This window comes from Microbacterium tenebrionis (genome assembly GCF_903645325.1).
GTDB lineage: Bacteria > Actinomycetota > Actinomycetes > Actinomycetales > Microbacteriaceae > Microbacterium > Microbacterium tenebrionis.
The window spans coordinates 186,348-206,718 of record NZ_CAHJXQ010000001.1; the positions used below are offsets into that span (position 1 = coordinate 186,348).

General features: G+C 68.7%; 21 protein-coding genes and 1 pseudogene. 12 read left to right on the forward strand and 10 right to left on the reverse strand.

Going from position 1 to position 20,371, the window contains the following annotated elements:
- The first annotated feature begins 196 nt into the window (after positions 1–196).
- The gene (locus HWX58_RS00890; RefSeq protein ID WP_175985060.1) at positions 197–682 is read left to right on the forward strand and encodes an FBP domain-containing protein; all 486 of its coding nucleotides are present in this window, start codon (positions 197–199) and stop codon (positions 680–682) included.
- A gap of 3 nt (positions 683–685) precedes the next feature.
- Here HWX58_RS00890 and HWX58_RS00895 read toward each other — a convergent pair whose 3' ends face one another.
- The 3 genes from HWX58_RS00895 to HWX58_RS00905 all read right to left on the reverse strand — a co-directional run bounded on the left by HWX58_RS00895 (position 686) and on the right by HWX58_RS00905 (position 3,699).
- A complete protein-coding gene (locus tag HWX58_RS00895; protein WP_175985061.1) occupies positions 686–1,897 on the reverse strand; it encodes a kynureninase in 1,212 nt (403 codons plus the stop codon).
- Positions 1,898–2,005: 108 nt separating this feature from the next.
- Positions 2,006–2,830 carry an amidohydrolase family protein gene (locus HWX58_RS00900; RefSeq protein WP_175985063.1) on the reverse strand — a complete coding sequence of 275 codons (825 nt, stop codon included), beginning with the start codon at positions 2,828–2,830 and terminating at the stop codon, positions 2,006–2,008.
- Positions 2,830–3,699, reverse strand: coding sequence for a tryptophan 2,3-dioxygenase (locus tag HWX58_RS00905; RefSeq protein ID WP_175985065.1), 870 nt, complete (start codon positions 3,697–3,699; stop codon positions 2,830–2,832). Before HWX58_RS00905 ends, HWX58_RS00900 begins: the two co-directional genes overlap by 1 nt.
- On the opposite strand from HWX58_RS00905, the gene HWX58_RS00910 reads away from it, so the two are divergent.
- The gene (locus HWX58_RS00910; protein ID WP_250646030.1) at positions 3,698–3,982 is read left to right on the forward strand and encodes an MBL fold metallo-hydrolase; all 285 of its coding nucleotides are present in this window, start codon (positions 3,698–3,700) and stop codon (positions 3,980–3,982) included. The genes HWX58_RS00905 and HWX58_RS00910 overlap by 2 nt on opposite strands.
- 13 nt (positions 3,983–3,995) lie before the next feature.
- On the opposite strand, the gene HWX58_RS00915 is transcribed toward HWX58_RS00910, so the two are convergent.
- The 3 genes and pseudogenes from HWX58_RS00915 to HWX58_RS00925 form a co-directional block, all read right to left on the reverse strand.
- On the reverse strand, positions 3,996–4,565 hold the full coding sequence (locus HWX58_RS00915; protein ID WP_175985068.1) for a cysteine hydrolase family protein: 570 nt from the start codon (positions 4,563–4,565) through the stop codon (positions 3,996–3,998).
- Positions 4,562–6,010 carry a purine-cytosine permease family protein gene (locus tag HWX58_RS00920; protein WP_175985071.1) on the reverse strand — a complete coding sequence of 483 codons (1,449 nt, stop codon included), beginning with the start codon at positions 6,008–6,010 and terminating at the stop codon, positions 4,562–4,564. Before HWX58_RS00920 ends, HWX58_RS00915 begins: the two co-directional genes overlap by 4 nt.
- A gap of 67 nt (positions 6,011–6,077) precedes the next feature.
- Positions 6,078–7,359 (reverse strand): annotated as a pseudogene (locus HWX58_RS00925) (M18 family aminopeptidase).
- Positions 7,360–7,567: 208 nt separating this feature from the next.
- Between HWX58_RS00925 and HWX58_RS00930 the strand changes: the two are divergent.
- Positions 7,568–8,434, forward strand: coding sequence for an EamA family transporter (locus tag HWX58_RS00930; protein ID WP_175985074.1), 867 nt, complete (start codon positions 7,568–7,570; stop codon positions 8,432–8,434).
- Positions 8,435–8,452: 18 nt separating this feature from the next.
- Here the strand turns inward: HWX58_RS00930 and HWX58_RS00935 are convergent, their stop codons facing one another.
- Positions 8,453–9,109, reverse strand: a complete 657-nt coding sequence (locus tag HWX58_RS00935) for a response regulator (RefSeq protein ID WP_175985076.1) — start codon at positions 9,107–9,109, stop codon at positions 8,453–8,455.
- 231 nt (positions 9,110–9,340) lie between these two features.
- On the opposite strand from HWX58_RS00935, the gene HWX58_RS00940 reads away from it, so the two are divergent.
- The 4 genes from HWX58_RS00940 (at position 9,341) to HWX58_RS00955 (ending at position 13,774) form a co-directional block, all read left to right on the forward strand.
- Positions 9,341–10,480 (forward strand): sensor histidine kinase, encoded by a 1,140-nt coding sequence (locus HWX58_RS00940; protein WP_175985078.1) that lies wholly within the window; start codon positions 9,341–9,343, stop codon positions 10,478–10,480.
- Between the two features lie 345 nt (positions 10,481–10,825).
- Positions 10,826–11,980 (forward strand): TIGR03364 family FAD-dependent oxidoreductase, encoded by a 1,155-nt coding sequence (locus HWX58_RS00945; protein ID WP_175985081.1) that lies wholly within the window; start codon positions 10,826–10,828, stop codon positions 11,978–11,980.
- Positions 11,977–12,684 carry an HAD family hydrolase gene (locus HWX58_RS00950; RefSeq protein WP_175985083.1) on the forward strand — a complete coding sequence of 236 codons (708 nt, stop codon included), beginning with the start codon at positions 11,977–11,979 and terminating at the stop codon, positions 12,682–12,684. The genes HWX58_RS00945 and HWX58_RS00950 overlap by 4 nt, the downstream gene beginning before the upstream one ends.
- Before the next feature lie 43 nt (positions 12,685–12,727).
- On the forward strand, positions 12,728–13,774 hold the full coding sequence (locus HWX58_RS00955; RefSeq protein WP_250646031.1) for an alcohol dehydrogenase catalytic domain-containing protein: 1,047 nt from the start codon (positions 12,728–12,730) through the stop codon (positions 13,772–13,774).
- An 85-nt stretch (positions 13,775–13,859) separates the two neighbouring features.
- Here HWX58_RS00955 and HWX58_RS00960 read toward each other — a convergent pair whose 3' ends face one another.
- Positions 13,860–14,795, reverse strand: coding sequence for a LysR family transcriptional regulator (locus HWX58_RS00960; RefSeq protein ID WP_175985089.1), 936 nt, complete (start codon positions 14,793–14,795; stop codon positions 13,860–13,862).
- A 71-nt stretch (positions 14,796–14,866) separates the two neighbouring features.
- On the opposite strand from HWX58_RS00960, the gene HWX58_RS00965 reads away from it, so the two are divergent.
- Positions 14,867–15,769, forward strand: a complete 903-nt coding sequence (locus HWX58_RS00965; RefSeq protein WP_175985092.1) for an EamA family transporter — start codon at positions 14,867–14,869, stop codon at positions 15,767–15,769.
- A 41-nt stretch (positions 15,770–15,810) separates the two neighbouring features.
- Here the strand turns inward: HWX58_RS00965 and HWX58_RS00970 are convergent, their stop codons facing one another.
- Positions 15,811–16,566, reverse strand: coding sequence for a YidC/Oxa1 family membrane protein insertase (locus tag HWX58_RS00970; protein ID WP_175985094.1), 756 nt, complete (start codon positions 16,564–16,566; stop codon positions 15,811–15,813).
- A 64-nt stretch (positions 16,567–16,630) separates the two neighbouring features.
- Positions 16,631–16,918, reverse strand: a complete 288-nt coding sequence (locus tag HWX58_RS00975; protein ID WP_175985096.1) for a DUF6412 domain-containing protein — start codon at positions 16,916–16,918, stop codon at positions 16,631–16,633.
- 45 nt (positions 16,919–16,963) lie between these two features.
- Between HWX58_RS00975 and HWX58_RS00980 the strand changes: the two genes are divergently transcribed.
- From HWX58_RS00980 to HWX58_RS00995, 4 genes are all read left to right on the forward strand, one after another.
- Entirely contained in the window at positions 16,964–17,998 is a 1,035-nt protein-coding gene (locus HWX58_RS00980) for an NAD(P)H-dependent flavin oxidoreductase (protein ID WP_175985098.1), read from the forward strand.
- A 250-nt stretch (positions 17,999–18,248) separates the two neighbouring features.
- Entirely contained in the window at positions 18,249–18,839 is a 591-nt protein-coding gene (locus HWX58_RS00985; RefSeq protein ID WP_175985101.1) for a hypothetical protein, read from the forward strand.
- Complete coding sequence (locus tag HWX58_RS00990; RefSeq protein ID WP_129392174.1) at positions 18,836–19,360, forward strand: RNA polymerase sigma factor; 525 nt, start codon at positions 18,836–18,838, stop codon at positions 19,358–19,360. Before HWX58_RS00985 ends, HWX58_RS00990 begins: the two co-directional genes overlap by 4 nt.
- Positions 19,361–19,539: 179 nt before the next feature.
- On the forward strand, positions 19,540–19,998 hold the full coding sequence (locus tag HWX58_RS00995) for a hypothetical protein (RefSeq protein WP_175985103.1): 459 nt from the start codon (positions 19,540–19,542) through the stop codon (positions 19,996–19,998).
- The last annotated feature ends 373 nt before the right edge of the window (positions 19,999–20,371 follow it).

Below are 20,371 nucleotides of genomic sequence, written 5' to 3' on the forward strand. Positions count from 1 at the left end.
ACAGGCGTAGACTCGCCGGGTGCTGTTCACAGAGAGCGCCCGGCGGGCGCGGAAGGCGGTCGCAGGCGCACATCGCGCCGGCGGCAGAGGCTGATCATCAGCCGGAGGCGGAACCCCGTCGCCGGCAGATCGTCGTACCCGGCATCCGTCTGAGTGATGCCGACTTCGATCTCACGCCAGAACAGAAAGCATCACCATGGGTCCCATCGACGAGCGCGCCATCCGCGCATCCTTCATCAACGCCTCCCGCAAGGAGGCCTCATCGCTCGCCCTTCCCCCGGGCTTCGCCGAGATCGACTTCGACAAGCTCGACTATCTCGGCTGGAGCGACCCGAAGTTCGCCCGCCGGGCTTACGTCGTGGTCGAGATCGACGGCGTCCACACCGGAGTGCTGCTGCAGCGCGCCGAGCAGAGGGTCGCATCCCGCGCCCAGTGCTCGTGGTGCGACGACGTCACGCTCCGCAACGACGTGCAGTTCTTCGCGGCGCGCAAGGCGGGACCTGCCGGTCGCAACGGCGACACCGTCGGCACCCTCGCGTGCTCGGAGTTCGGCTGCTCGCACACGGTTCGCCTGCTGCCGCCGCTCGCATACGAGGGATTCGACCGCGAGGCGGCCAGGCTCGCCCGCATCGAACGGCTCGGCGAGAACGTGCGGGCCTTCGTCGGAGCCGTCGCCGGCTGAGCGTCAGCCCAGTGCATCCCGGACGGCCAGCACGCCGCTGAGCGCCTCCTGATGCGAGGTGCTCAGCGGTGACAGCCCGAGCCGGATGCCGTCGGGGAACCGGAAGTCCGGGATCACCCCGTCCGCCCACAGCGTCTTCGTCACCTCGGCGAAATCCGGGTGGCCAATCGTGACGTGGCCGCCGCGCGCAGCCGCATCCCGCGGGCTGAGGAGCCGCACGCCGAGCGGCGCGAGCTCCTCGTCGTAAGCCTGCACGACCAGATCCGTCAGCGTCTTCGACTTCTCGCGCACGGCGTCGATGGTCGCCTGCTCGATGAGGTCGAGCATGCCCTGCATCGCCAGCATCCCGAGCACGGGCGGCGTGCCGCTGATGAACTGGCGGATGCCGTCGGCCGGCGCATACGCCGAGCTCATCGCGAACACGTCTCCGGCGCCCATCCATCCCTGAACGGGCTGGCGCAGCACGCCATGATGACGGGCGTTGACATACCCGAACGCGGGGGAGCCCGGACCGCCGTTCAGATACTTGTACGTGCAGCCGACCGCGAGGTCGGCACCGCACGCGTCGAGCTCGGTCGGGATCACGCCGACCGAGTGGCAGAGGTCCCAGAGCATCAGCGCGCCGGATGCGTGCACGGCATCCGTGATCGCCGCCATGTCGGCCAGCGCGCCCGAGCGGTAGTCGACGTGGCTGAGCACGACGAGCGCGGTGTTCTCGTTCACGACCGCCTCGATGTCGGCGACCTGCACGCCGGCGACCGGGTCGGCAGCGACCCAACGCAGCGTCATCCCGCGCTCGGCTGCGACGCCCTCGGCGACGAACCGGTCGGTGGGGAAGTTGCCCTCCTCGATGACGATATCCGAACGGTTTGGACGGGCGTCCACAGCCGCGCGCATGAGCTTGTACAGCAGCACCGTGGTCGAGTCCGCGACGACGGTCTGCCCGGCGGCAGCGCCCAGGCACAGGGCGCCGATGCGGTCGCCGAGTCGGGTCGGCAGGTCCATCCACTCCTCGTCCCACGAGCGGATGAGGCGCGTGCCCCAGTCTTCGCGGATGAACGCGGCGAGGCGGTCGGGCAGTTCGCGCAGCGGGCGTCCGAGCGAGTTCCCGTCGAGGTAGGCGCTGACGCCGGGCGCGTCGACGAATGCATCACGGTGCGCGGCGAGCGGATCGCGGGCGTCGAGCTTTCTGGCTTCGGCGAGGAGATCGGTCATATCAGGCCTCCAGGTCGGCGGGGGTGAGCGGGCGGGCGAGCAGCGGGTCGGGGCTGTCGCCGGGGATGAACAGTGCCCGCGCTCCGTCGACCGGTGCGAAGGCGCGGATCAGATCGTCGCCGTCGATGCCGGCGTCGCGCAGGGCGCGACCTCGCGCTCGCTGAGACCGGCGGGCGTATCGCCGTTGCCCATGTCGGTGCCGTACAGCACGACGCCACCGGCGGCGTGGAACCGGCGGACGTTGTCGATCGCCGTCGCATACGCCCGGCCGGTGTGGATCGCGAGCGTCGAGATCCACTGCACGGATGCCGCCTGCTCAGCGATCTCGTCATCGGTGAGCCGTTCGGTGAAAGGAGCATGCGCGAGCAGATCGGCGCCGAGCCGTGCCGCTCGCTGCGCCTGGCCGGGTCCTTCGGCGTGCACGACGACAAGCAGCCCGTGGGATGCCGCGAGTTCGAGGATCGCCGTGAACAGGTCGTCGGAGAACACCGGGCCCGCCGTGCTGTTGCTCGCGACCTTGATGCAGTTCGCGCCGGCATCCGCCATCTCCGCGACGGCCGCGGCTGCGGCATCCGCGTCGCCGATCTCGCGCACCGAACCCGCCGGCGCCCAGGCGCGGTCCGACGGGTAGCCGCCCGGGGGCGTCAGGAATGCCCCGGCGAAGGCGATCTGCACCCCGCCCCCGCCGGATAACTCCGGAGATTCTCCGTCGAACGGGGCTGCTTCGGCAGCCGAGAGCTGTGTTGACGTCAGCTCTCCGGAGTTGTGCGAGGCGACGCTCCGCGACAGCCCGGCGATCACCTCCGGGTTCCCGCCGAGGTCCACGACCCGACCCAGCACAGAGCCCGCGAGCAGCGATGCGTCGACCAACTGCAGGTGCACGTGGTGATCGGTGAATCCGCCGACCACGAAGCCGCGGGCGACCCGGCGCATCAGGCCCCGATCTCGGTGCGCACCGTGTACAGCTCGGGGAAGAAGGTCAGTTCGAGCGCCTTCTGCAGGAACCCGACGCCGCTCGAACCACCGGTCCCGGGCTTCATGCCGATGGTGCGCGCGACGGTCTTCAGGTGCCGGAACCGCCAGAACTGGAAGTTGTCTTCGAGGTCGACGAGATCCTCGCATGCCTCGTACAGATCCCAGTGCGTGCGCGGGTCCTCGTAGATCTCGCGGATCGCCGGCACGAGGGACGGGTGCGGGCGGTACGGTTCGCGGACGTCGCGCTCGAGGATCTCTGCCGGGATCGGGATGCCGCGCCGCGACGCGTAGCGCAGGAACTCGTCGTACAGCGTGGGCCGCTCGAACTCCGCCGTCAGCAGGGCCAGGTTCGCGGGGTGGTCGCGGAAGACTGAAAGCATCCGCTCGTTCTTGTTGCCCAGCGCGAACTCCACGGCGCGGTACTGCACCGACTGGAATCCGGACGAGTTCCCCAGCGCTCCGCGGAACTGCGCGTATTCGGTCGGGGTGAGGGTCGCGAGCACGGACCACTGCTGGGTCATGACGTCCTGGATGCGCTTGACGCGCGCGACGCGCTTGAGTGCTTCGCGCAGGTCGTCGCTGGCGAGCAGCGTGCGCGCGGAGGACAGCTCGTGCAGCATCTGCTTCAGCCACAGCTCGGTGGTCTGGTGCTGGATGATGAACAGCATCTCGTCGTGGTGCTCGGGAACACTGACCGGATGCTGCGCCGAGAGCAGCTGATCGAGGCCGAGATAGGACCCGTAGGTCATGCGTCCCGACAGATCGGTGACGATCGTGTCCTCGAGCCGCCGTTCGTTTCCGGCCGTATCGTCCGCTTCGGTGCCCATGATCCTCGAGGATATCCTGAACGATCGGTCAGGCGTCAGCAGCATCGCCGTGCACGTCCCGGCCGCGGGTGCCGTGTTCGTCGGCGATGCGCTGACGACCAGGCATGTGCTGACCGGACATGAGGGAGCGCAGCCGGCGCCGTTCACGGACGAGCCTGCCGAGGCGCTCGCATCCCTCGATCGGCTCGCCGCCGTTTCGGCATCATGGGTGCTGCCCGGCCACGGCGCCCCGTGTCGGGGGAGCCCGGCCGAAGCCGCGGCCGCGGTTCGGGCCGCCGCCTGACGTCGAAGCCGGCTCAGCGGCCGGCGAGCACCTCGGCCGTCGTTGCGAGCGTCAACTGTGGCGGATACAGCCCCATGACGTGCAGCGCCGCGGCGTGGTTCTCGGCGGTCGAGCCGGCGCAGGCGTCGGTGGCGATTGTGACGCGCGCCCCCGCATCCGCCGCGGCCAGCGCCGTGGAGAGCACGCAGCAGTCCGTCGAGACGCCCGCGAGAACGAATCGTCCGCCGCGGCCGACGATCGCCTCCAGTTCCGGGCCCCACTTCCCGAACGTCGGCAGGTCGAGCGTCGGCCGGGTGGACAGCGTGGCGGCGTCCGGAACCAGATCGAAGAGCGGGTCGCTCGGCGGCTGGTCGGCGAACGGCCACGCGGCGAAGTACTCGCCCCATGACGTGGAGCGGTCTGCGGTCGGCATCCATCGCGTGACGATCACACGCTCGCCGAACGCGTCCGCGAGCGTGCGGATGCGCGGCATCGCCTCGGCGAAGAACGGCGATCCCCAGTCCGAGTCGGGCGACGCGAAGATGTTCTGCGGGTCGATGACGACCAGCCACTCCTTGGTGGGCTCAGGCCGCGAGGAGCTCATGCTTCCTGCCGCCGGATCTTCGCCGCCCGGGCGAACCACGTCACGAGGAACGACAGCACCAGCGCGAAGAAGACGCCGAGGTTCGCGTATGCCCAGTCGCCGTCACGCCCGCCGATGGCGAACAGCAGGTATCCCTGCCAGTTGTTCCACGCGGCATCTTCGGCGAAGTTGTTCACGACGAGTCCCCAGCCGATGACCGACGTGACGACCATCGTGATGATCGAGGTCCAATCCCACGCGCCGTAGCGGCCGCGGGCATCGAACAGAGCATCTTCGTCGTAGTCCTTGCGGCGGCGCAGGATGTCGGCGATGAGGATGCCGGCCCACGACGCCAGCGGGACGCCGAGCGTGATGAGGAACGACTGGAAGGGTCCGAGGAAGTCCGTCGCGAAGAACACCACCCAGATCGTGCCGAGCGTGAGGATGACCCCGTCGATCGCTGCTGCCGACGGCCGCGGGATGCGGATGCCGAGGCTGATCAGCGTCAGACCCGACGAGTAGATGCCGAGAACCGCGCCCGAGACGAGCGCGAGCACGGCGGTGAGCAGGAATGGCACGAGCACCCAGATCGGCAGGAGCGTCGCGAGTGCTCCGATCGGGTCGGCGCCGACAGCCGCCATGAGGTCTTCGTCGGATCCGGCGAGCAGCAGACCGAAGACGACGAGCAGCACGGGTGCGATCGCGCCGCCGAACGTGTTCCAGAAGACGATCGCGCCGTCCGATGCCGTGCGCTTCTGATACCGCGACCAGTCGGCGGCGATGTTGATCCAGCCGAGGCCGAAGCCGGTCATGACCATGACGAGCGCGCCGATCACGGCGCCGATGCCGCCGGCGGGCAGGGCCATGACCGCGGCGAAGTCGATGTGCGGGATCGTGAGGATGACGTAGAGGATCGTGACGGCACCGGTGATCCAGGTGAGCACCGACTGCATCTTCATGATCGTGTGATAGCCGAGGACGGATGCCGCGACGATGAGCGCTGCGACCACGACGGTCGCGATGATCTTCAGTGCGACGCTGTCGCCGTCGCCGCCGAGTTGCGTGATGACGGTCGCAGTGGCGAGCACCGCCATGATGGCGAGGAACGTCTCCCACCCGATCGACGTGAGCCACGACACGATGCCGGGCACCTTCTGACCGTGTACGCCGAATGCGGCGCGGGAGAGCACCATCGTGGGCGCCGAGCCGCGCTTGCCGGCGATCGCGATCAGCCCGCACAGCGCGAACGAGATGACGATGCCGATGATCGACACGATCGTCGCCTGCCAGAACGAGATGCCGAAGCCGAGCACGAACGACCCGTACGACATGCCGAACACCGACACGTTGGCCGCGAACCACGGCCAGAACAGGTCGCGCGGCTTCGCCGTGCGCTCGGATTCGGGAATCACTTCGATGCCCGCGCGCTCGATCAGTGCCGGCGCTGCTGCGATCTTCTCTGACATGCCCCCATATTGGCACTGCGGCGGTGACCGCGGGGCGCGACCGTTCGGCAGGCTCAGGGATCGACCGTCAGGCGGAGAAGAACGCCTCCGCGACGCGGGTGAGGTCGTGCAGGTCGGTGACGCCTGCGAGCTCACGGGCCGAGTGCATCGACAGGATCGGGATGCCGACGTCGACCGTGCGGATGCCCAGGCGCGTGGCAGTGATCGGGCCGATCGTCGACCCGCACGGCACGCTGTTGTTCGACACGAACTCCTGCGATGCGACCCCGGCGCTCTCGCACCACGACGCCCACGCGGCTGCGCCTACGGCATCCGTCGCATAGCGCTGGTTCGCGTTGATCTTCAGGATCGGACCCGACCCCAGCAACGGCTGGACGACCGGGTCGTGCTTGAACACGTAGTTCGGGTGCACCGAGTGCCCGACGTCGCTGGAGAGGTGCCAGGATGCCGCGTACGCGCGGCGCTGCTCGGTCGCATCCGCGCCAAGGCCGGCATACACGCGCGACAGCACATCCTCGAGGAAGGGACCTGCGGCTCCTGAGCGCGATGCGGAGCCGAGCTCCTCGTGGTCGAATGCCGCGAGGACGGCGATGCTGCCGGCGTCATCCTTCAACGTGGAAGAGAGGGCCACGACGCCGGCGTGGACGGATGCCAGGTCGTCGAGGCGGCCGCTGGCGAAGAACGCGCTGTCCTTGCCGAACACGGCTCCGCGTGCCGAGTCGGCGACGACCGCGTCGAATCCGCGGACGTCTGCGGCGTTCACACCGGCGGATGCCGCGAGCTCGCCGAGCAGGTCCTCCTCGAGCGGATCGCCGAGCCCCCAGACCGGCTGCGTCTGCATCTGCTTGTCGAGGGACAGAGCCTTGTTCGCCTCGCGGTCCAGGTGGATGGCGAGCGCGGCGAGGCGCAGCGGCGCTCCGGTGTCGGCGAGCACGACAGCGCCGTCGGCGAGCGCGAGGCGCCCGGCCAGGCGCGGCTCGCGGTCGAACCAGGAGTTCAGCGCGGTCCGCCGTACACCTCGACGCCCGCCTGCGCCACCCGCGTGAGCCGGTCGTCGGCTGCGGCTTGAGCTTGAAGCCGGGGGAGTCGGTGTGCGCGCCGAGGATCTGCGCGGGCATGGTGGGTGCGGCATCCGCCGGCACGACCCAGGCGATCACGGCTCCGTCGCGGACGACGACGAACCGCCCGCCCGGCTGCGCCGGCCAGTCCTCCAGCTCGTCCAGCCGGGTGAATCCGACCTCCTCGAGGCGGCGCGCCACCTCGGCGGCAGCGTGATAGCTCGAGGGCGATGCGGAGACGAAATCGGCGAGGTCCTCGGCATGAGCGAGGGCGGCGGGAGTGACGACCATGGGTTCGATCGTATCGGCGTCGCATGCACCACCTGCTGTTCACAGCGGGGTGTTATGGTGTCGCGCGACAGTGCCTAGGGTTCCGGGGCTTACGCCCGACTGGTCCGAGCGGCACCACGGCGGGCCTACGTGGGCCGGTCGTCATCTGACAGGACTAAAAGCCCGGAGGAGCCCGTTCGTCGCGCCCGCTGACGGACAGAAGGCTCCCATGTCTGCACTCGCTCTCGTCCTCGTCTTCTCCGCCGCCGTCGCGCACGCCGTGTGGAACGTCATCGCCCACGGCATCAGCCGTGCCGGCATCCCGTTCCTGTGGTGCGGGGCTGTCGCCGGCGCCGTTATCTGGGGCATCGCCATCCCCTTCACGGGCGGGGTGCAGCAGAGCGATCTGACCGGCTTCCTCATCGGCGTCGGCGTCTCGGGAGTGCTGCACGTCGTCTACATGCTCGTGCTCCAGCACGGCTACCGCGTGGGCAACCTCTCCACGGTGTACGCGACGGCGCGGGGGAGCGGTCCGTTCCTGGCGGTGATCGCGGCCATCGTCATGCTGGGGGAGCGGCCGTCCGGGTGGGCCCTGGTCGGGGTGGCGGCCATCATCGCCGGAGTTGTCGCGCTCGGCCTGGTCGATCGCCCGTCGCGCGGCGACACCCGTCGGTGGGTCGATCCCTCGCTGGTGTTCGGTCTGCTCACCGGCGTCGCGATCGCGACGTACACGATCTGGGACACCCACGCCGTCCGCGCATGGCACCTGGCGCCCATCCCGTACATGGTCGGGACGTGCGTGATGGAGATCGTCATCTACTCCGTGATGCTGCGCGGGCGGTGGCGTGAGACGGCGGCGTTCGCCCGATTCCAGTGGCGGCGGATCGTCGTGTTCGGGTTCCTGTCCCCGCTGTCGTACATCCTCATCCTCGTCGCCGTCACCCTCGCGCCCGTCGCGCTCGTCGCACCGCTGCGCGAGGTCAGCGTCGTGCTGGTGAGCCTGTTCGGCGTGGTCGCGCTGAAGGAGAGCAGGCCGGTGGCGAGGCTGGGGGCATCCGGGATCGTCGTGGCCGGGATCGTACTGCTCGCGCTCTGAGCGCGCGAGGTGGTGCGGTCAGTGGAAGCTGACGAGTCCTGCCTGTGCGGCGGTGACGAGGATCTGCACGCGGTCGCGCACATGCCACTTCGACATGATGCGCCCGAGGTGTGCCTTGACCGTGCCCTCGGAGACGATGAGCGCACGCGCGATCTCGGCGTTGGACATGCCCTGAGACAGGCACTCGAGAACCTCGGTCTCGCGCTCGGTGAGCGCTTCGAGCTCATCGGCGCGGGCGCCGGTCGGCGCCTCGTCGCGGACGTGCTTGATGAGGAGCGACGCGATCGAAGGGGACAGCGAGCTGGCCCCGCTGTGCACCTCGCGGACGGCGGCGAGGATGCTGTCGGCGCTGGAGTCCTTGAGCATGTAGCCGGATGCTCCTGCGCTCAGCATCGGCAGAACGGTGTCGCTGCCGTCCAGAGTCGTGACAGCGAGGATGCGCACGTCGGGCCAGCGCTCGGCGATCCTGCCCGTGGCCTCGATGCCGTTCATCTCGGGCATCTGCACATCCATCATCACGACGTCGGGGCGGTCCTTCTCGACGAACGCGATCGCCTCGAGCCCGGTCTCCGCCTCGCCGATGACGTCGATCTCGGGATCGCGTGAGACGAAGTGCGAAAGCGCGGTGCGCACGAGGGGATCGTCGTCGACGATGAGGACACGGATCTGCGGCATGAGGGAAGCCTAACGGGGGGTACTTGTGCCCAAGGCGCCTACATAGACGTTTGGCTATCAAAAAGTAAACGAGAGTCAGATGTGCTCTCGGATCCCCACCGAGAGGATGAATACAGACATTCGACGAAAGACGTAATTTAGGTGGTGAACACTATGTCGTTTTGGGAACAGCTTGCTCGCGCACTTGGCATCATCCGCTAGATTACCTGGCGAATAGGAGATAGTGAACCTATGCGCCTCACATCAGCCAAGGACAATCCGGGCCTCCTTCGGCTGACACGCGAAGAATCGCTGAGCCTCCCCGAGCGGGTGACGATGCTCGCGGTCATCGGGGTCCTGGTCATAGGCGATGTCATCGGCATCATCTTCACGCCCGGCGCGGATGTGCCGGCGCTGCTCCTCAGCGTCGCAACCACCTCTGCATTCGCCCTCTTTCTGTGGTCGCCGTGGATTGCCACGGCCACACTGGGGATCGTGTTCGGGTTGTCGTTTCTGACGGGAACCGAGTTCACCGTGATCCTCGCTGCAGCGGTGGCGGCTGGTCTCGTGATGAGGCTGGGCAGTACCGCACTGATATTCACGTACCTCGGTTCCTTCCTGGTTGCTACGGCGATCGTGGCCTACGGCGATCTGGGCACCCCGGTCAACGTCGGCATCTACCTGATCATCGCGACCGTGGCGGGTGCGATCGGCTTCGCGCTGCGCGTCGCCTCCGCACGCGGACATCGCCTCGAGGAGAAGCTCGCCGTCCAGGCCGAGCAGGAACGCCAGGCCGTCCTCGCCGAGCGACGATGGATCGCCGGCGAGCTCCACGACAGCATCGCGCACCATCTCACGGTGGTGGCTCTGCACGTCCAGATGCTCGACGACCCCAAGATCAGTCGTGACTCGCAGGAAGCGATCAGCGCCGCCGCGCGCAAGGCGATGGCCGACCTGCGATTCGTGATCGAACTCGCCGACGACGGCCCCCGCGCTTCGGTCGTGCAGACCGGTGACCTCGCCGAGGCCATCGATGAGGCCCGCACCGAGATCGAGGCTGCCGGGCACCCGGTCGTCACCGAAGGCGATCCCCGCGACGGACGCCTGCCCCGCATCGCCGAGATCGTCCTCGGCCGCATCGTCCGCGAGTCGGCGACCAACATCCTCAAGCACGCCGGTGCCGGCGAAGTCGTCATCCGCCTCGTGGTGGATGACGAGGCTGCCGCGCTGACGATCACCAGCCCGCTCCCGCACACCCCGCGACGCGACCTGCCCTCGAGCGGGACCGGCCTGAACCGCATGGCCGAGCGCGTCATCGGAGCCAGTGGCCAGTTCAGCGCGCAAGCCGTCGATGGGCAATGGCGAGTGTCCGCCAGGCTTCCCGTCACCTGAGCCGCCGAGGCATTTCTGGTCGAACGTCCAATGCGGAATCGACATTCGTGCCTTATGGGTCGCCCCAGTGAGTTCTACGTTCGGAGTACCCCAGAAATAGCGTCCCCAGCGCTGACCGCGGGCGCGGACGATCTGAAGCATCGCGCTCGCGGTTTTTCTCTGCCTTGACGGCCCGCCGCGAACGTCGTCAACGCCCCGCGGCCGCTCGGTTCAGCCCGTGTTCATGCCGCGAGGACAAGGGCGACAGTCGGGTAAACGCCAGGGAAACTCTTCCCGGTTCGGCGCGGGGCTCCGAGATTCGGATGCCACAGTGGATCTCACTTCCCCTCGCTCCGAAAGGTCATCATGACGCGTCCACCCGCGCCTGCGGACTCAGCCGACCTCGTGGTCGTCGGGGCCGGCATCGTCGGGCTCGGCACCGCGTACGCGGCGGTCCGGCGCGGGCTCCGTGTGATCGTCGTCGATCGCACCGAGAAGCCCGTCGGTGCGACCATCCGCAATTTCGGTCACCTCTGCATCGGCGCTCAGACAGGCCTGGCACGCGAGCTCGCCGACATCGCGCGACCCGTCTGGCTGCACCTCGCCGCGGCCACCGGGTTCTGGCTCCGCGAATCCGGGACGCTGATCGCAGCGCGGGATGCCGACGAGCTCGCCGTCCTCGAACGCGCCGCCGACGACGGCGGAGTGAACCTGCTCTCCGCGGACGAGCTCCGCAGCAGCGCTCCGATCCGCGAAGGCGCCGTGGTCGGCGGTGCCCGCATCGCCGCAGACCTGCAGACGAATCCGCGTGAGGCCGCCGGCGCGATCATCCGGCATCTCGCCGAGCTCGGCGTCGAGTTCCGCTTCCGCACCGCCGTCACCGCGGCATCCGGTACGCGCGTCGAGACCACACACGGATCGATCAGCGCCGGACGCGTCGTCGTCGCCGTGAACCACGATGTCGACCAGCTGCTCCCGGAGGTCGCCGAGCGCGTCGGCGTCGTCCGCTGCGCTCTCGACATGATGCGCGTGAGCGCGAGCATGCCGCGTCCGCTGGAGGCGCCGCTGCTGACGGGATGGTCGCTGCTGCGCTACGGACGCTTCGCCGCGTACCCCGAGACCGCACGCCTGCGCGACCGCATGCACGCGGAGCGCCCCGACCTCGCCGCCCTCGACCTGAACCAGATGTACACGCAGCTGCCCGACGGCACGCTCATCCTCGGCGACTCGCATGCCCGTGGCATCCAGCCCTCGCCGTTCCAGCCCGAGTCGGCATTCGAGGCGTTCCTGGACGAGGCGCGTGCGCTGCTCGACCTCGGCGACCTCCGGATCGTGGAGCGCTGGCAGGGCGTCTACGCATCCGGCCCCGACGAGTTCCTCATGGAGGAACCGGAGCCGGGCCTGCACGTCATCGGCGCGACGACGGGAATCGGCATGACCACCGGTTTCGGACTCGCCGAGCACACGATCGCCGCAGCATACGAGCGAGCACCGCAGCTCGCAGAAGAAGGAGCATCATGACCGCCATCGAACTCGTCGTCCTCGACATGGCAGGGACGACCGTCCGAGACGACGGCGTGGTGGAGCAGGCATTCCAGCGCGCGGCCGCGCGCACCGGCGTCGCCGATCGGATGCCGTGGCCCGAGGCGCTGCAGTACGTGCGCGACACGATGGGCATGTCGAAGATCGACGTGTTCACGCACCTCGCCGCCGGCGATGTCGCCGCAGCCACCGCCGCGACCGCGGCCTTCGAGGGCGCCTACGCCGAGACCATCGCCGAGCAGGGCGCTGAGGAGATTCCCGGCGCAGCCGATGCGATCCGCGCCCTGCGCGACGCCGGCCTCTCGGTCGTCCTCACGACGGGCTTCGCCCCGGTCACGCGCGACGCGCTGATCGACGCACTGGGTTGGGGCGACCTCGTCGACCTGGCGCTGTCGCCGATCGACGCCGGTCGTGGGAGGCCGGCCCCCGACCTCGTGCTCACCGCACTGCTGCGCACCGGCGCATCCTCGGTGCAGGCCGTGGCCGTGGCCGGAGACACCGCGAGCGATGTCGAGACCGGTCGCAGGGCGGGTGCCGGCTTCGTCGCCGGCGTCCTCTCGGGGGCGCACGACCGTGGTGCGCTCGCCGGCGCCGATGTTGTGCTCGAGAGCGTGGTGGACCTTCCGGCAGTGCTCGCGGAGCGCGGTCTGGTCCGTTCCGTCCTCGCAGTCCGGACGCCGTGACATGCGTGTTCTGGCTCCGCATGAGGAGCGACACGACGTCACTTTGAGGCCGGCCGCGATCGCGAGGGTGTGGCTCGGCGCAGGGCAGGCGCACGAGACGGTCGCCGTGCCGGGAGTCGCGCTAGGGCCCGCCGATGCTCTCGTCGCCGTCGAACTGTCGACGGTGTGCGGTTCGGACGTGCACACCGTCGCCGGGCATCGCCCCGCTCCGACGCCGCTGGTGCTCGGGCATGAGAGCGTCGGCCGCGTCATCGCGGTCGGCGACGACGGCGTGAAGACGGTCGACGGATCCGATCTGCGCGTGGGCGACCGCGTGGTGTGGTCGGTGACGGTGTCGTGCGGCGCGTGCGATCGGTGCAGCGCGGGTCATCCGCAGAAGTGCCGCTCACTGCACAAGTACGGGCACGAGCGGATCGGCCCTCGCTGGGAGCTGACCGGGGCGTTCGCCACGCACGTGCACCTGTGTGCGGGCACTGCGATCGTCCGGGTTCCCGAGGCGCTGCCGTCCGCGGTCCTCGCGCCGGCGTCGTGCGCGGCGGCGACGGCGTGGGCGGCCGTGGGTCGTGGCGCGGCCGGTCGTGATCTGGAGGGGCGTCGCGTGCTCGTGTACGGCGCGGGCCTGGTCGGGCTGTCGGCGGTCGCCATCGCGGCGGATGCCGGCGCCGAGGTGACGGTCGTCGACCCGTTGCCCGCGCGCCGCGCGTTTGCCGAGCGGTTCGGCGGGACCGCGGCGACCATCGCATCCGAGCCGGCCGACATCGTGATCGAGGCATCCGGTCACGCCGTCGCCGACGCCTTCGCCGCCGCGGACGTGGGCGGAACGGTCGTGCTGGTGGGGAGTGTCTTCCCGGCAGATGCGGTGCCGTTTGACGCCGAGTCGGCCGTACGGCGACTGCTCACCGTCACCGGCGTGCACAACTACACCGCGCGGGAGCTCGCGGCGGCGACGGCGTTCCTCGCCGGCACCGGACGCGCGTATCCGTTCGCGGATGCCGTCGGTGCCGTATTCCCGCTCGACGATGTGGATGCGGCTATCGCCGCGGCATCCGTTCCCGACGCTCCGCTGCGGGTGGCCGTCAACCCGCGCTGAGGTCGTGGCCCCTCGCCTTTCAAGTAACGCAAATGACCCGATATCGCGCGGCGATCGGGTCATTTGCGTTACTTGAACTGGTGGTTCACCCGGCCAGCGCGTGCGTCCACGGCGGACCGGACGGTGCCTGCGCGGCGATCGCGTCGCTGAGCGCCGAGCGGAACGCGACCACGGCGGGGTGCGCCGACCGTCCCGTGCGTGCAGCGGTCTGGAGCACTCGGTGCGGCTGCCCTGGGAGCCCGATGAGGTCGATCCCGGACAGGTGGTCCGGCGCGAGCAGCGCGGCCATGAACGCGGCGGCGAGCCCGGAGCGCACGAGGTGGGCGTGCACGAGCGGGTCGGGGGAGTCGAAGCGCACGTGCGGTTCGAACCCGGCCCGGCGGCAGAGCGTGCGCGCCCAGACTCCGGTCGGGGTCGAGACCGGGTCGAGCGCCCAGGGGATCTCCGCGAGATCGGTCAGGGTGCGCGGCCGGACCGCGTGCGGGCCGTGCGAGGGCAGTGCGAGGCAGATCGGGTCGACGAGAAGATCCGCGCGGTCTATCCCGGCTCGGATCACGGGAGTCTCGTCGGGGTACTCCTCGCCGATGATGAGGTCGAAGGCGGTGGAGCGGAGGCCGTCGTAGGCTTCGCCGACCTCGCGCTGGGTGACGTCGATCTGCAGATGCGGATGCCGTTCGGCCATGAGCTGCAGCGTGCCGGGCAGCACGGCGAGCACGACGCTCTGGAACGACGCGACGCGCAGGGTCCCGGTGATTTCGGGCTGGGCGGCGGCGAGCTCCGATTCGGCGAGTTCGAGGCGGTCGAACACGGCCTCGGCGTGCTCGACGAGAGCGATCGCCGCCGGCGTCAGCGTCACGCCGCGACCGATGCGCTCGAGCAGTGCGACGCCGCTCTCGCGTTCGAGCTGCGCCAGTTGCTGTGACACCGCCGACGGCGTGTACGACAGGGCCTGGGCGGCGGCCGCGATCGTGCCGCGCACGTGGAGTTCGCGGAGCAGGCGCAGACGGGGAACACTGAGCATAAGTACAGCTTATGAGTTCACGTTAGAGACAGTTGCTGGATTGAACGATGGTCCGAGATCAGACTGGATGCATGACCTCGACGACCACCACACGCACACCGACCGGCGCGGCTCTGGTGCTCGGCTCGTGCGTGTCGCTGTCGTTCGGCGCGGCGCTGGCCACAGAGCTGTTCCCGACCCTCGGAGCGTGGGGTGTGACGGCGATCCGTCTCGGCATCGCCGCCGTCATCCTGCTCGTGGTGATCCGGCCTGCCGTGCGCGGGTGGGATCGGCGTCAGTGGAAGGCGGCGATCACGTTCGGCGTCGCGCTCGGCGGCATGAACGCGGCCTTCTACGCGGCCATCGACCGCATCCCGCTGGGCCCGGCCGTGGCGATCGAGTTCCTCGGCCCGCTCGTTCTGTCGGCGATCCTGACCCGACGTCTCGCGGACACGGCCTGGCTCATCCTGGCGGTGTCGGGCATCACGCTGCTGGGAGTCGACGGGCTGATCGGCAGCGACGCGCTCGACCCGATCGGGATCGGCTTCGCGCTGATCGCCGCCGCATTCTGGGCGTTCTACATCCGGGCCTCCGCACGCGCGGGTGCGGTGATCCCCGGGCGCGGCGCGCTCGCTGTCGCATTCGTCGTGGCATCCGTCCTCATGCTCCCGTTCGGCGTGCCGGCGGCGGTCGTCGCGGTCACCGATCCGACGCTCGTGCTGCTCGCGATCGGCACGGCGCTGCTCGGATCGGTGATCCCGTACACGCTGGAGTTCAGCGCACTGCGGCTGCTGTCGCAGCGGGTGTTCGGCATCCTGCTCAGCCTGGAGCCCGCGACGGCGACCCTCGCCGGCTGGCTGCTGCTCGGGCAGAAGGCGAGTCCGCTCCGTCTCGCTGCGATCGCGCTGGTGATCGCAGCCAGCGTCGGGGTGAGCCTGGTGCGTCCCCGCCGCCGGATCGCCCCTGCGGCTGCTGTCGCCTCCTCGCTCAAGTAACGCAAATGACCCGATATCGCGCGGCGATCGGGTCATTTGCGTTACTTGAAGGCGGGCTGGACCGGCAGCGGGTAGCGCCGCCGCAGGATCACCCGCTGCACGAGGGTCCACGCCACCGTCACCGTCAGATACAGCGATGCGGCCAGCGGCACAAACACCGCGAAGACCGCGGTCAGGTAGTGCAGGGCGTTCATCATGCGCAGCAGCCCGGGGGAGGAGAGCGGGGAGTCGTCGACCGGCGTCGGGCGGAAGGCCCGCCGCGTGAGCTCGGCGACCGCGATCATGATCGCGATGAGCGCCACGTAGACGAGGAGCGTCGGCAACGAGAACGGCCCCGCGACCAGCACGTGCACGAGGCTCGTGCCCAGCGACGCTCCGAACAGGTCGTGGCTGAGCAGGTCGTTCGCATGGCCGGCGGTGTCGGTGCGCAGGAACAGCGTGTAGAGGATGCCGACGACGGGGGCCTGCAGCAGCACGGGCAGGCATCCGGCGAAAGGTGAGGTGTTCTCGTCCTTGTAGAGCTGCATCGTCTCGCGCTGCAGCCGCTCGGGATTCTTCTTGTGGCGCTTCTGGATCTCGCGCAGCTTCGGGGCGAGGCGGGCGCGGGCCTGCTCGGCCTTCGCCTGCGAGATGCCGACGGGGATGAGCAGGGCGCGGATGAGGAGGGTGACGAGGATGACGGCGGCCGCGGATGCCGCGGTACCGGCGAGAGGTTCGAGCGCTGCGGAGAGCGCGGTCAGGGCGCCGTAGGCGGCGTCGAGGATCGCCGCGATGGGTGGGAAGGCATAGATGTCCAAGGGAATGTCCGTTCACAGAGTCGGGATGGTCGGCTGATGCCGTGCTCCCGACCCGAACGGACGGTCACACGGCGCGCGCGACTCCCGGCGCCCGCGGACGCGGGTGGCCGTCGGCATCCGGATCGCTCTGTGCGAGCAGGACGGATGCTCCGATGGCGCGGAGCGGATGCGGTGCAGAGCCCTGGCCGGTCGGCACGAGGCCGAGCGTGATCGCCGTGACGAGGGCGGTGACGGCGAGGAGCGCCACGGCCAGGGTGAGACCCGCGAGGTCGAGTGATGCGAGATCGGGCATCGCGACCAGTCCTAGCGCAGACAGGATCAGCTGCAGCAGCTGCTCGATCCCGTCCGTCATGTCACAGAGGGTACCAGCGCGTGGCTGCGGCGTAGCTTGGGGAGCATGAGCGATCTGCGCGAGGTCCTGGGCATCCGGCATCCGATCCTTCTCGGTGCGTTCGGCGGGCTGTCGTCCGTGGCGTTGACCGCGGCGGTCAGCGAGGCGGGCGGGCTCGGCGCGTACGGACTGTACGGGTACGACGGCTCGCGGATCCGTTCGACGGCTGCGGCGCTGCGAGAGGCCACGGACAAGCCGTTCGTTCTCAACATCTGGCTGCCGACCGGGGACGAGGTGGAGCCCGGGCCGCAGCACACGGTGTTCGCGCAGGCGCTCGAGCCGTTCTACGAGGCGGTCGGCGTCGAGGTGTCGGCGCGCCCTGCGCAGTACCTGCCCGCGCTCGAGGAGCAGCTCGAGGCGATCTGGGATGCCGCGCCCGCTGCGCTCAGCGTCGTCTACGGGGTGCCGTCGGCGGATCTCGTCGCCGAGGCGCACGACCGTGGCATCCGGGTGATCGGCACGGCTACCACCGTCGCCGAGGCGGTCGCGCTGGAGGAAGGCGGCGTCGACGTCGTCGTCGCGTCCGGAGCTGAGGCGGCGGGACACCGAGTGTCGTTCCTGCGGCCGGCGGAGGATTCGCTGGTGGGCACGTTCGCGCTCGTGCCGCAGGTGGTGGATGCCGTCGGCGTCCCCGTCGTCGCCGCGGGCGGCGTCGCCGACCGGCGCGGAGTTGCGGCAGCGCTCGCGCTCGGGGCGGCAGGAGTGCAGGTGGGCACCGCGTTCCTCGCGACGCGCGAGTCGGCGGCGACCGAGGCGCATCGTGCGGCGATCCGTCAGGCGGCGGCGGACGAGACGGTGCTGACCCGCGCGATGAGCGGACGCCTCGCGCGCGGAGCCCGCAATCGCGCGGTGCGGGCGATCGAGGCGAGCGGCACGATCGCGCCGTTCCCGATGCAGAACTGGCTCACCGGCAAGTTCCGCGCAGCGGCGGGTGAGCAGAACCTCGGCGAGCTGCAGTCGCTGTGGATGGGGCAGGCCGCAGGGCTGTCGCGGCTCGACACGGCGGACGAGGTGTTCGCGGAGCTGGCTGCGGGGCTCTGAGGCGCGGCCGTGCGGCGGCGCCGAAAGCGGCGGGTCAGCGTTTCGGCGGGAATCGGTTTCGACAGGGGGTTTCGGCGGGGCGGATCTCGGCGTGTTGCGCGCCTCGTCGTTGTCGCCGACGAGACTGCCTGAAACGATCGTTTTCGGCTGGCCGATCACACGTCTTTGAATGGAAACTGCCGACCGATGGACAATCTCCGGAGCTGCGGACATGAACTAGGTAAAGACTGTCCTGCAACGAAGAGAGCTCATGATGAATGACACGGACTTCGAGCGCGTGCTCCGCGAGTCATCCCCGCAGGTGGGGACTTCAACGAATCTCGCTCCACACCAGGATCGGATTCTGCGCGAGGCACGTGTTCGCCACGGTCGGCGGCTGCGGGTGTGGGCAGCAAGTCTGGGTGTGTCAGCACTCCTGGTCGGCGGTGGTTCTGCGGCGATGGCCGGTGCTGGAATGGAGACCCCCTGGGGGTGGGTCGCGGACAATGTCTTCTCTTTCTCCAACGGCGCTGACATGTGCTTCGCCGGTATGCAGGTGCATTTTGAGGGCGTTAGCGCAGACTCCGACATCGTTCTGGACGCCCGAGACTTCGTGAGTTCACTCGACCTAGAATCGCTCGACACTAGCCTGGCCGAGGCCGAGTTGCGAGATGGAAACGGCGCCGCCCTCGACGAGGATGGGAACCCGTCACCGGTCACGATGAGCGAGGCGATGATCAAGCAACAGGTTCTCTCGCAGACGGTCTCGAGAATGATGTGGGAATACCTTGAGGCGAAGGGATACCCCACCGACCCGAGCCCGGTCAGCTTCTACACGCGTTCCGCGGGTTGCAACGAATGACGGCCAGGGATGACCGGGCCAGCTCGTTCGACGACGCGGTTACCACTAACCGGGATGCGTTGTTGGCGTACTTTCAACGGCGGTTGTCGAACCCGGCTGACGCCGCCGAAGCGTTTGGTGAACTGCTTCTTACGGCTTGGAGGGCACGACGACGGATGCCGGAGGGTGAGACCGAAACGCGCATGTGGCTCTACGGAATCGCCCGTAACGTGCTTCGGAACGCACACCGCACACTCGCGCGTCGCTCAGCTGCCGTGGAAAAGCTCAAAGAAGACTTCACCGCCGCCGCTTACGAAGTAGAACCGCCCCATGGAGAAGTATGGGAAGCCATCGCGACACTGCCAGCCGAAGATGCAGAGCTGTTGCGCCTCGTCTACTGGGACGGGCTGAACTCGCACGAAGCGGCACAGATTGTTGGCATCAACGCCTCAACCGCTCGCTCGCGCCTGTCGAAGGCGAGAGCCACGATCCGCACGGTCCTCGAGCAAGCCAACGCACCGGCAGGAGAACGCCATGTATGAACCGCGACCCGACGACGTCATACTCCCTCCCACACAACCGATCGACCTTTCCTGGCTCATCGCGCACAACGCTGAGTCCGTCGAGGACAAGTGATCGCCGCCGACTGAGTGCCACTACGAAGTACGTTCGAGGGATGAGGACACGGCCAGGCGTGACACGCAGAACCGAAGAGGAGCCGATGAGCTTCTCGCGCTCTGAGTTTCTTAAAGGTGCTCTCGCCGCGTGGCTATGGTTCCTTGTGATCCACCAGGCGCTCTTGCTCGTGCCCACGGGTGGCTACGGATTCGTCGCGTTGTGCCTCACTCTTCCGTGGTCATTCGGCGCGCTCGTGATCGGTTCGCCGCTAGCGTTCTCACTCGGTCAGGCGTTGCGGCGTCAACGCCGATCATGGGTGCACATCGTCGCGTTCGCATTCTTCGGGCTCATCATCGGCGTACTCACCACAGCTCTCGCTACGTGGCTGTCAGGTGAAAGCACGCAGTATGGGTGGTTTCTGTTCGCCTCGCTAACAGCGGTCTCCGCCTGCCCTGCCGTTGTACTCGGCTGGTGGCACGCCGCACGGCACGCCCGCAAATCGGATTCCGAGAAGGCGACGAAAGCCGCAGACATCGACGCGGAATACGAAGATTCGCTCTGAGGTAGTTCGACGTCGACTCTCTGCTGCGCAGCAATTACGACAGGCGTTTGTGACGCCGACCTCTTGTCCGCGCCGTAAACGATCGTTTTCGGCGGGTGCACATCCTCGTCGCTAACGTGCCCACCATGGTCCTCACCGCAGCCCAGCGAGCAGGTCTGACCCAGATACTCGATACAGCGGCCGATCTTAACCGCTGGCGTCTCAGGACTCATCGCGTCGAGGAGCCCCGGCGCGGAAGTGAGCTCGATGGCTGACCGAACGTCGTGGTGATGTGACCGCAATCCGAACTACAACCGCGACGATCAACCTCGCTGAGATCATCGTCGCCGCAGCTGACCACGCGTTCCTGGACCGGACGTCGCGCGACGCCGCC

Coding starts and splice junctions, on each gene's coding strand:
- HWX58_RS00980 (WP_175985098.1), top strand. CDS start 16,964: ATGAGCGATCTGCGCGAGGTCCTGGGCATCCGGCATCCGATCCTTCTC.
- HWX58_RS00895 (WP_175985061.1), bottom strand. CDS start 1,897: ATGACCGATCTCCTCGCCGAAGCCAGAAAGCTCGACGCCCGCGATCCG.
- HWX58_RS00910 (WP_250646030.1), top strand. CDS start 3,698: ATGATCCTCGAGGATATCCTGAACGATCGGTCAGGCGTCAGCAGCATC.
- HWX58_RS00890 (WP_175985060.1), top strand. CDS start 197: ATGGGTCCCATCGACGAGCGCGCCATCCGCGCATCCTTCATCAACGCC.
- HWX58_RS00950 (WP_175985083.1), top strand. CDS start 11,977: ATGACCGCCATCGAACTCGTCGTCCTCGACATGGCAGGGACGACCGTC.
- HWX58_RS00965 (WP_175985092.1), top strand. CDS start 14,867: ATGACCTCGACGACCACCACACGCACACCGACCGGCGCGGCTCTGGTG.
- HWX58_RS00990 (WP_129392174.1), top strand. CDS start 18,836: ATGACGGCCAGGGATGACCGGGCCAGCTCGTTCGACGACGCGGTTACC.
- HWX58_RS00995 (WP_175985103.1), top strand. CDS start 19,540: ATGAGCTTCTCGCGCTCTGAGTTTCTTAAAGGTGCTCTCGCCGCGTGG.
- HWX58_RS00975 (WP_175985096.1), bottom strand. CDS start 16,918: ATGACGGACGGGATCGAGCAGCTGCTGCAGCTGATCCTGTCTGCGCTA.
- HWX58_RS00940 (WP_175985078.1), top strand. CDS start 9,341: ATGCGCCTCACATCAGCCAAGGACAATCCGGGCCTCCTTCGGCTGACA.
- HWX58_RS00960 (WP_175985089.1), bottom strand. CDS start 14,795: ATGCTCAGTGTTCCCCGTCTGCGCCTGCTCCGCGAACTCCACGTGCGC.
- HWX58_RS00920 (WP_175985071.1), bottom strand. CDS start 6,010: ATGTCAGAGAAGATCGCAGCAGCGCCGGCACTGATCGAGCGCGCGGGC.
- HWX58_RS00905 (WP_175985065.1), bottom strand. CDS start 3,699: ATGGGCACCGAAGCGGACGATACGGCCGGAAACGAACGGCGGCTCGAG.
- HWX58_RS00945 (WP_175985081.1), top strand. CDS start 10,826: ATGACGCGTCCACCCGCGCCTGCGGACTCAGCCGACCTCGTGGTCGTC.
- HWX58_RS00985 (WP_175985101.1), top strand. CDS start 18,249: ATGATGAATGACACGGACTTCGAGCGCGTGCTCCGCGAGTCATCCCCG.
- HWX58_RS00930 (WP_175985074.1), top strand. CDS start 7,568: ATGTCTGCACTCGCTCTCGTCCTCGTCTTCTCCGCCGCCGTCGCGCAC.
- HWX58_RS00915 (WP_175985068.1), bottom strand. CDS start 4,565: ATGAGCTCCTCGCGGCCTGAGCCCACCAAGGAGTGGCTGGTCGTCATC.
- HWX58_RS00935 (WP_175985076.1), bottom strand. CDS start 9,109: ATGCCGCAGATCCGTGTCCTCATCGTCGACGACGATCCCCTCGTGCGC.
- HWX58_RS00900 (WP_175985063.1), bottom strand. CDS start 2,830: ATGCGCCGGGTCGCCCGCGGCTTCGTGGTCGGCGGATTCACCGATCAC.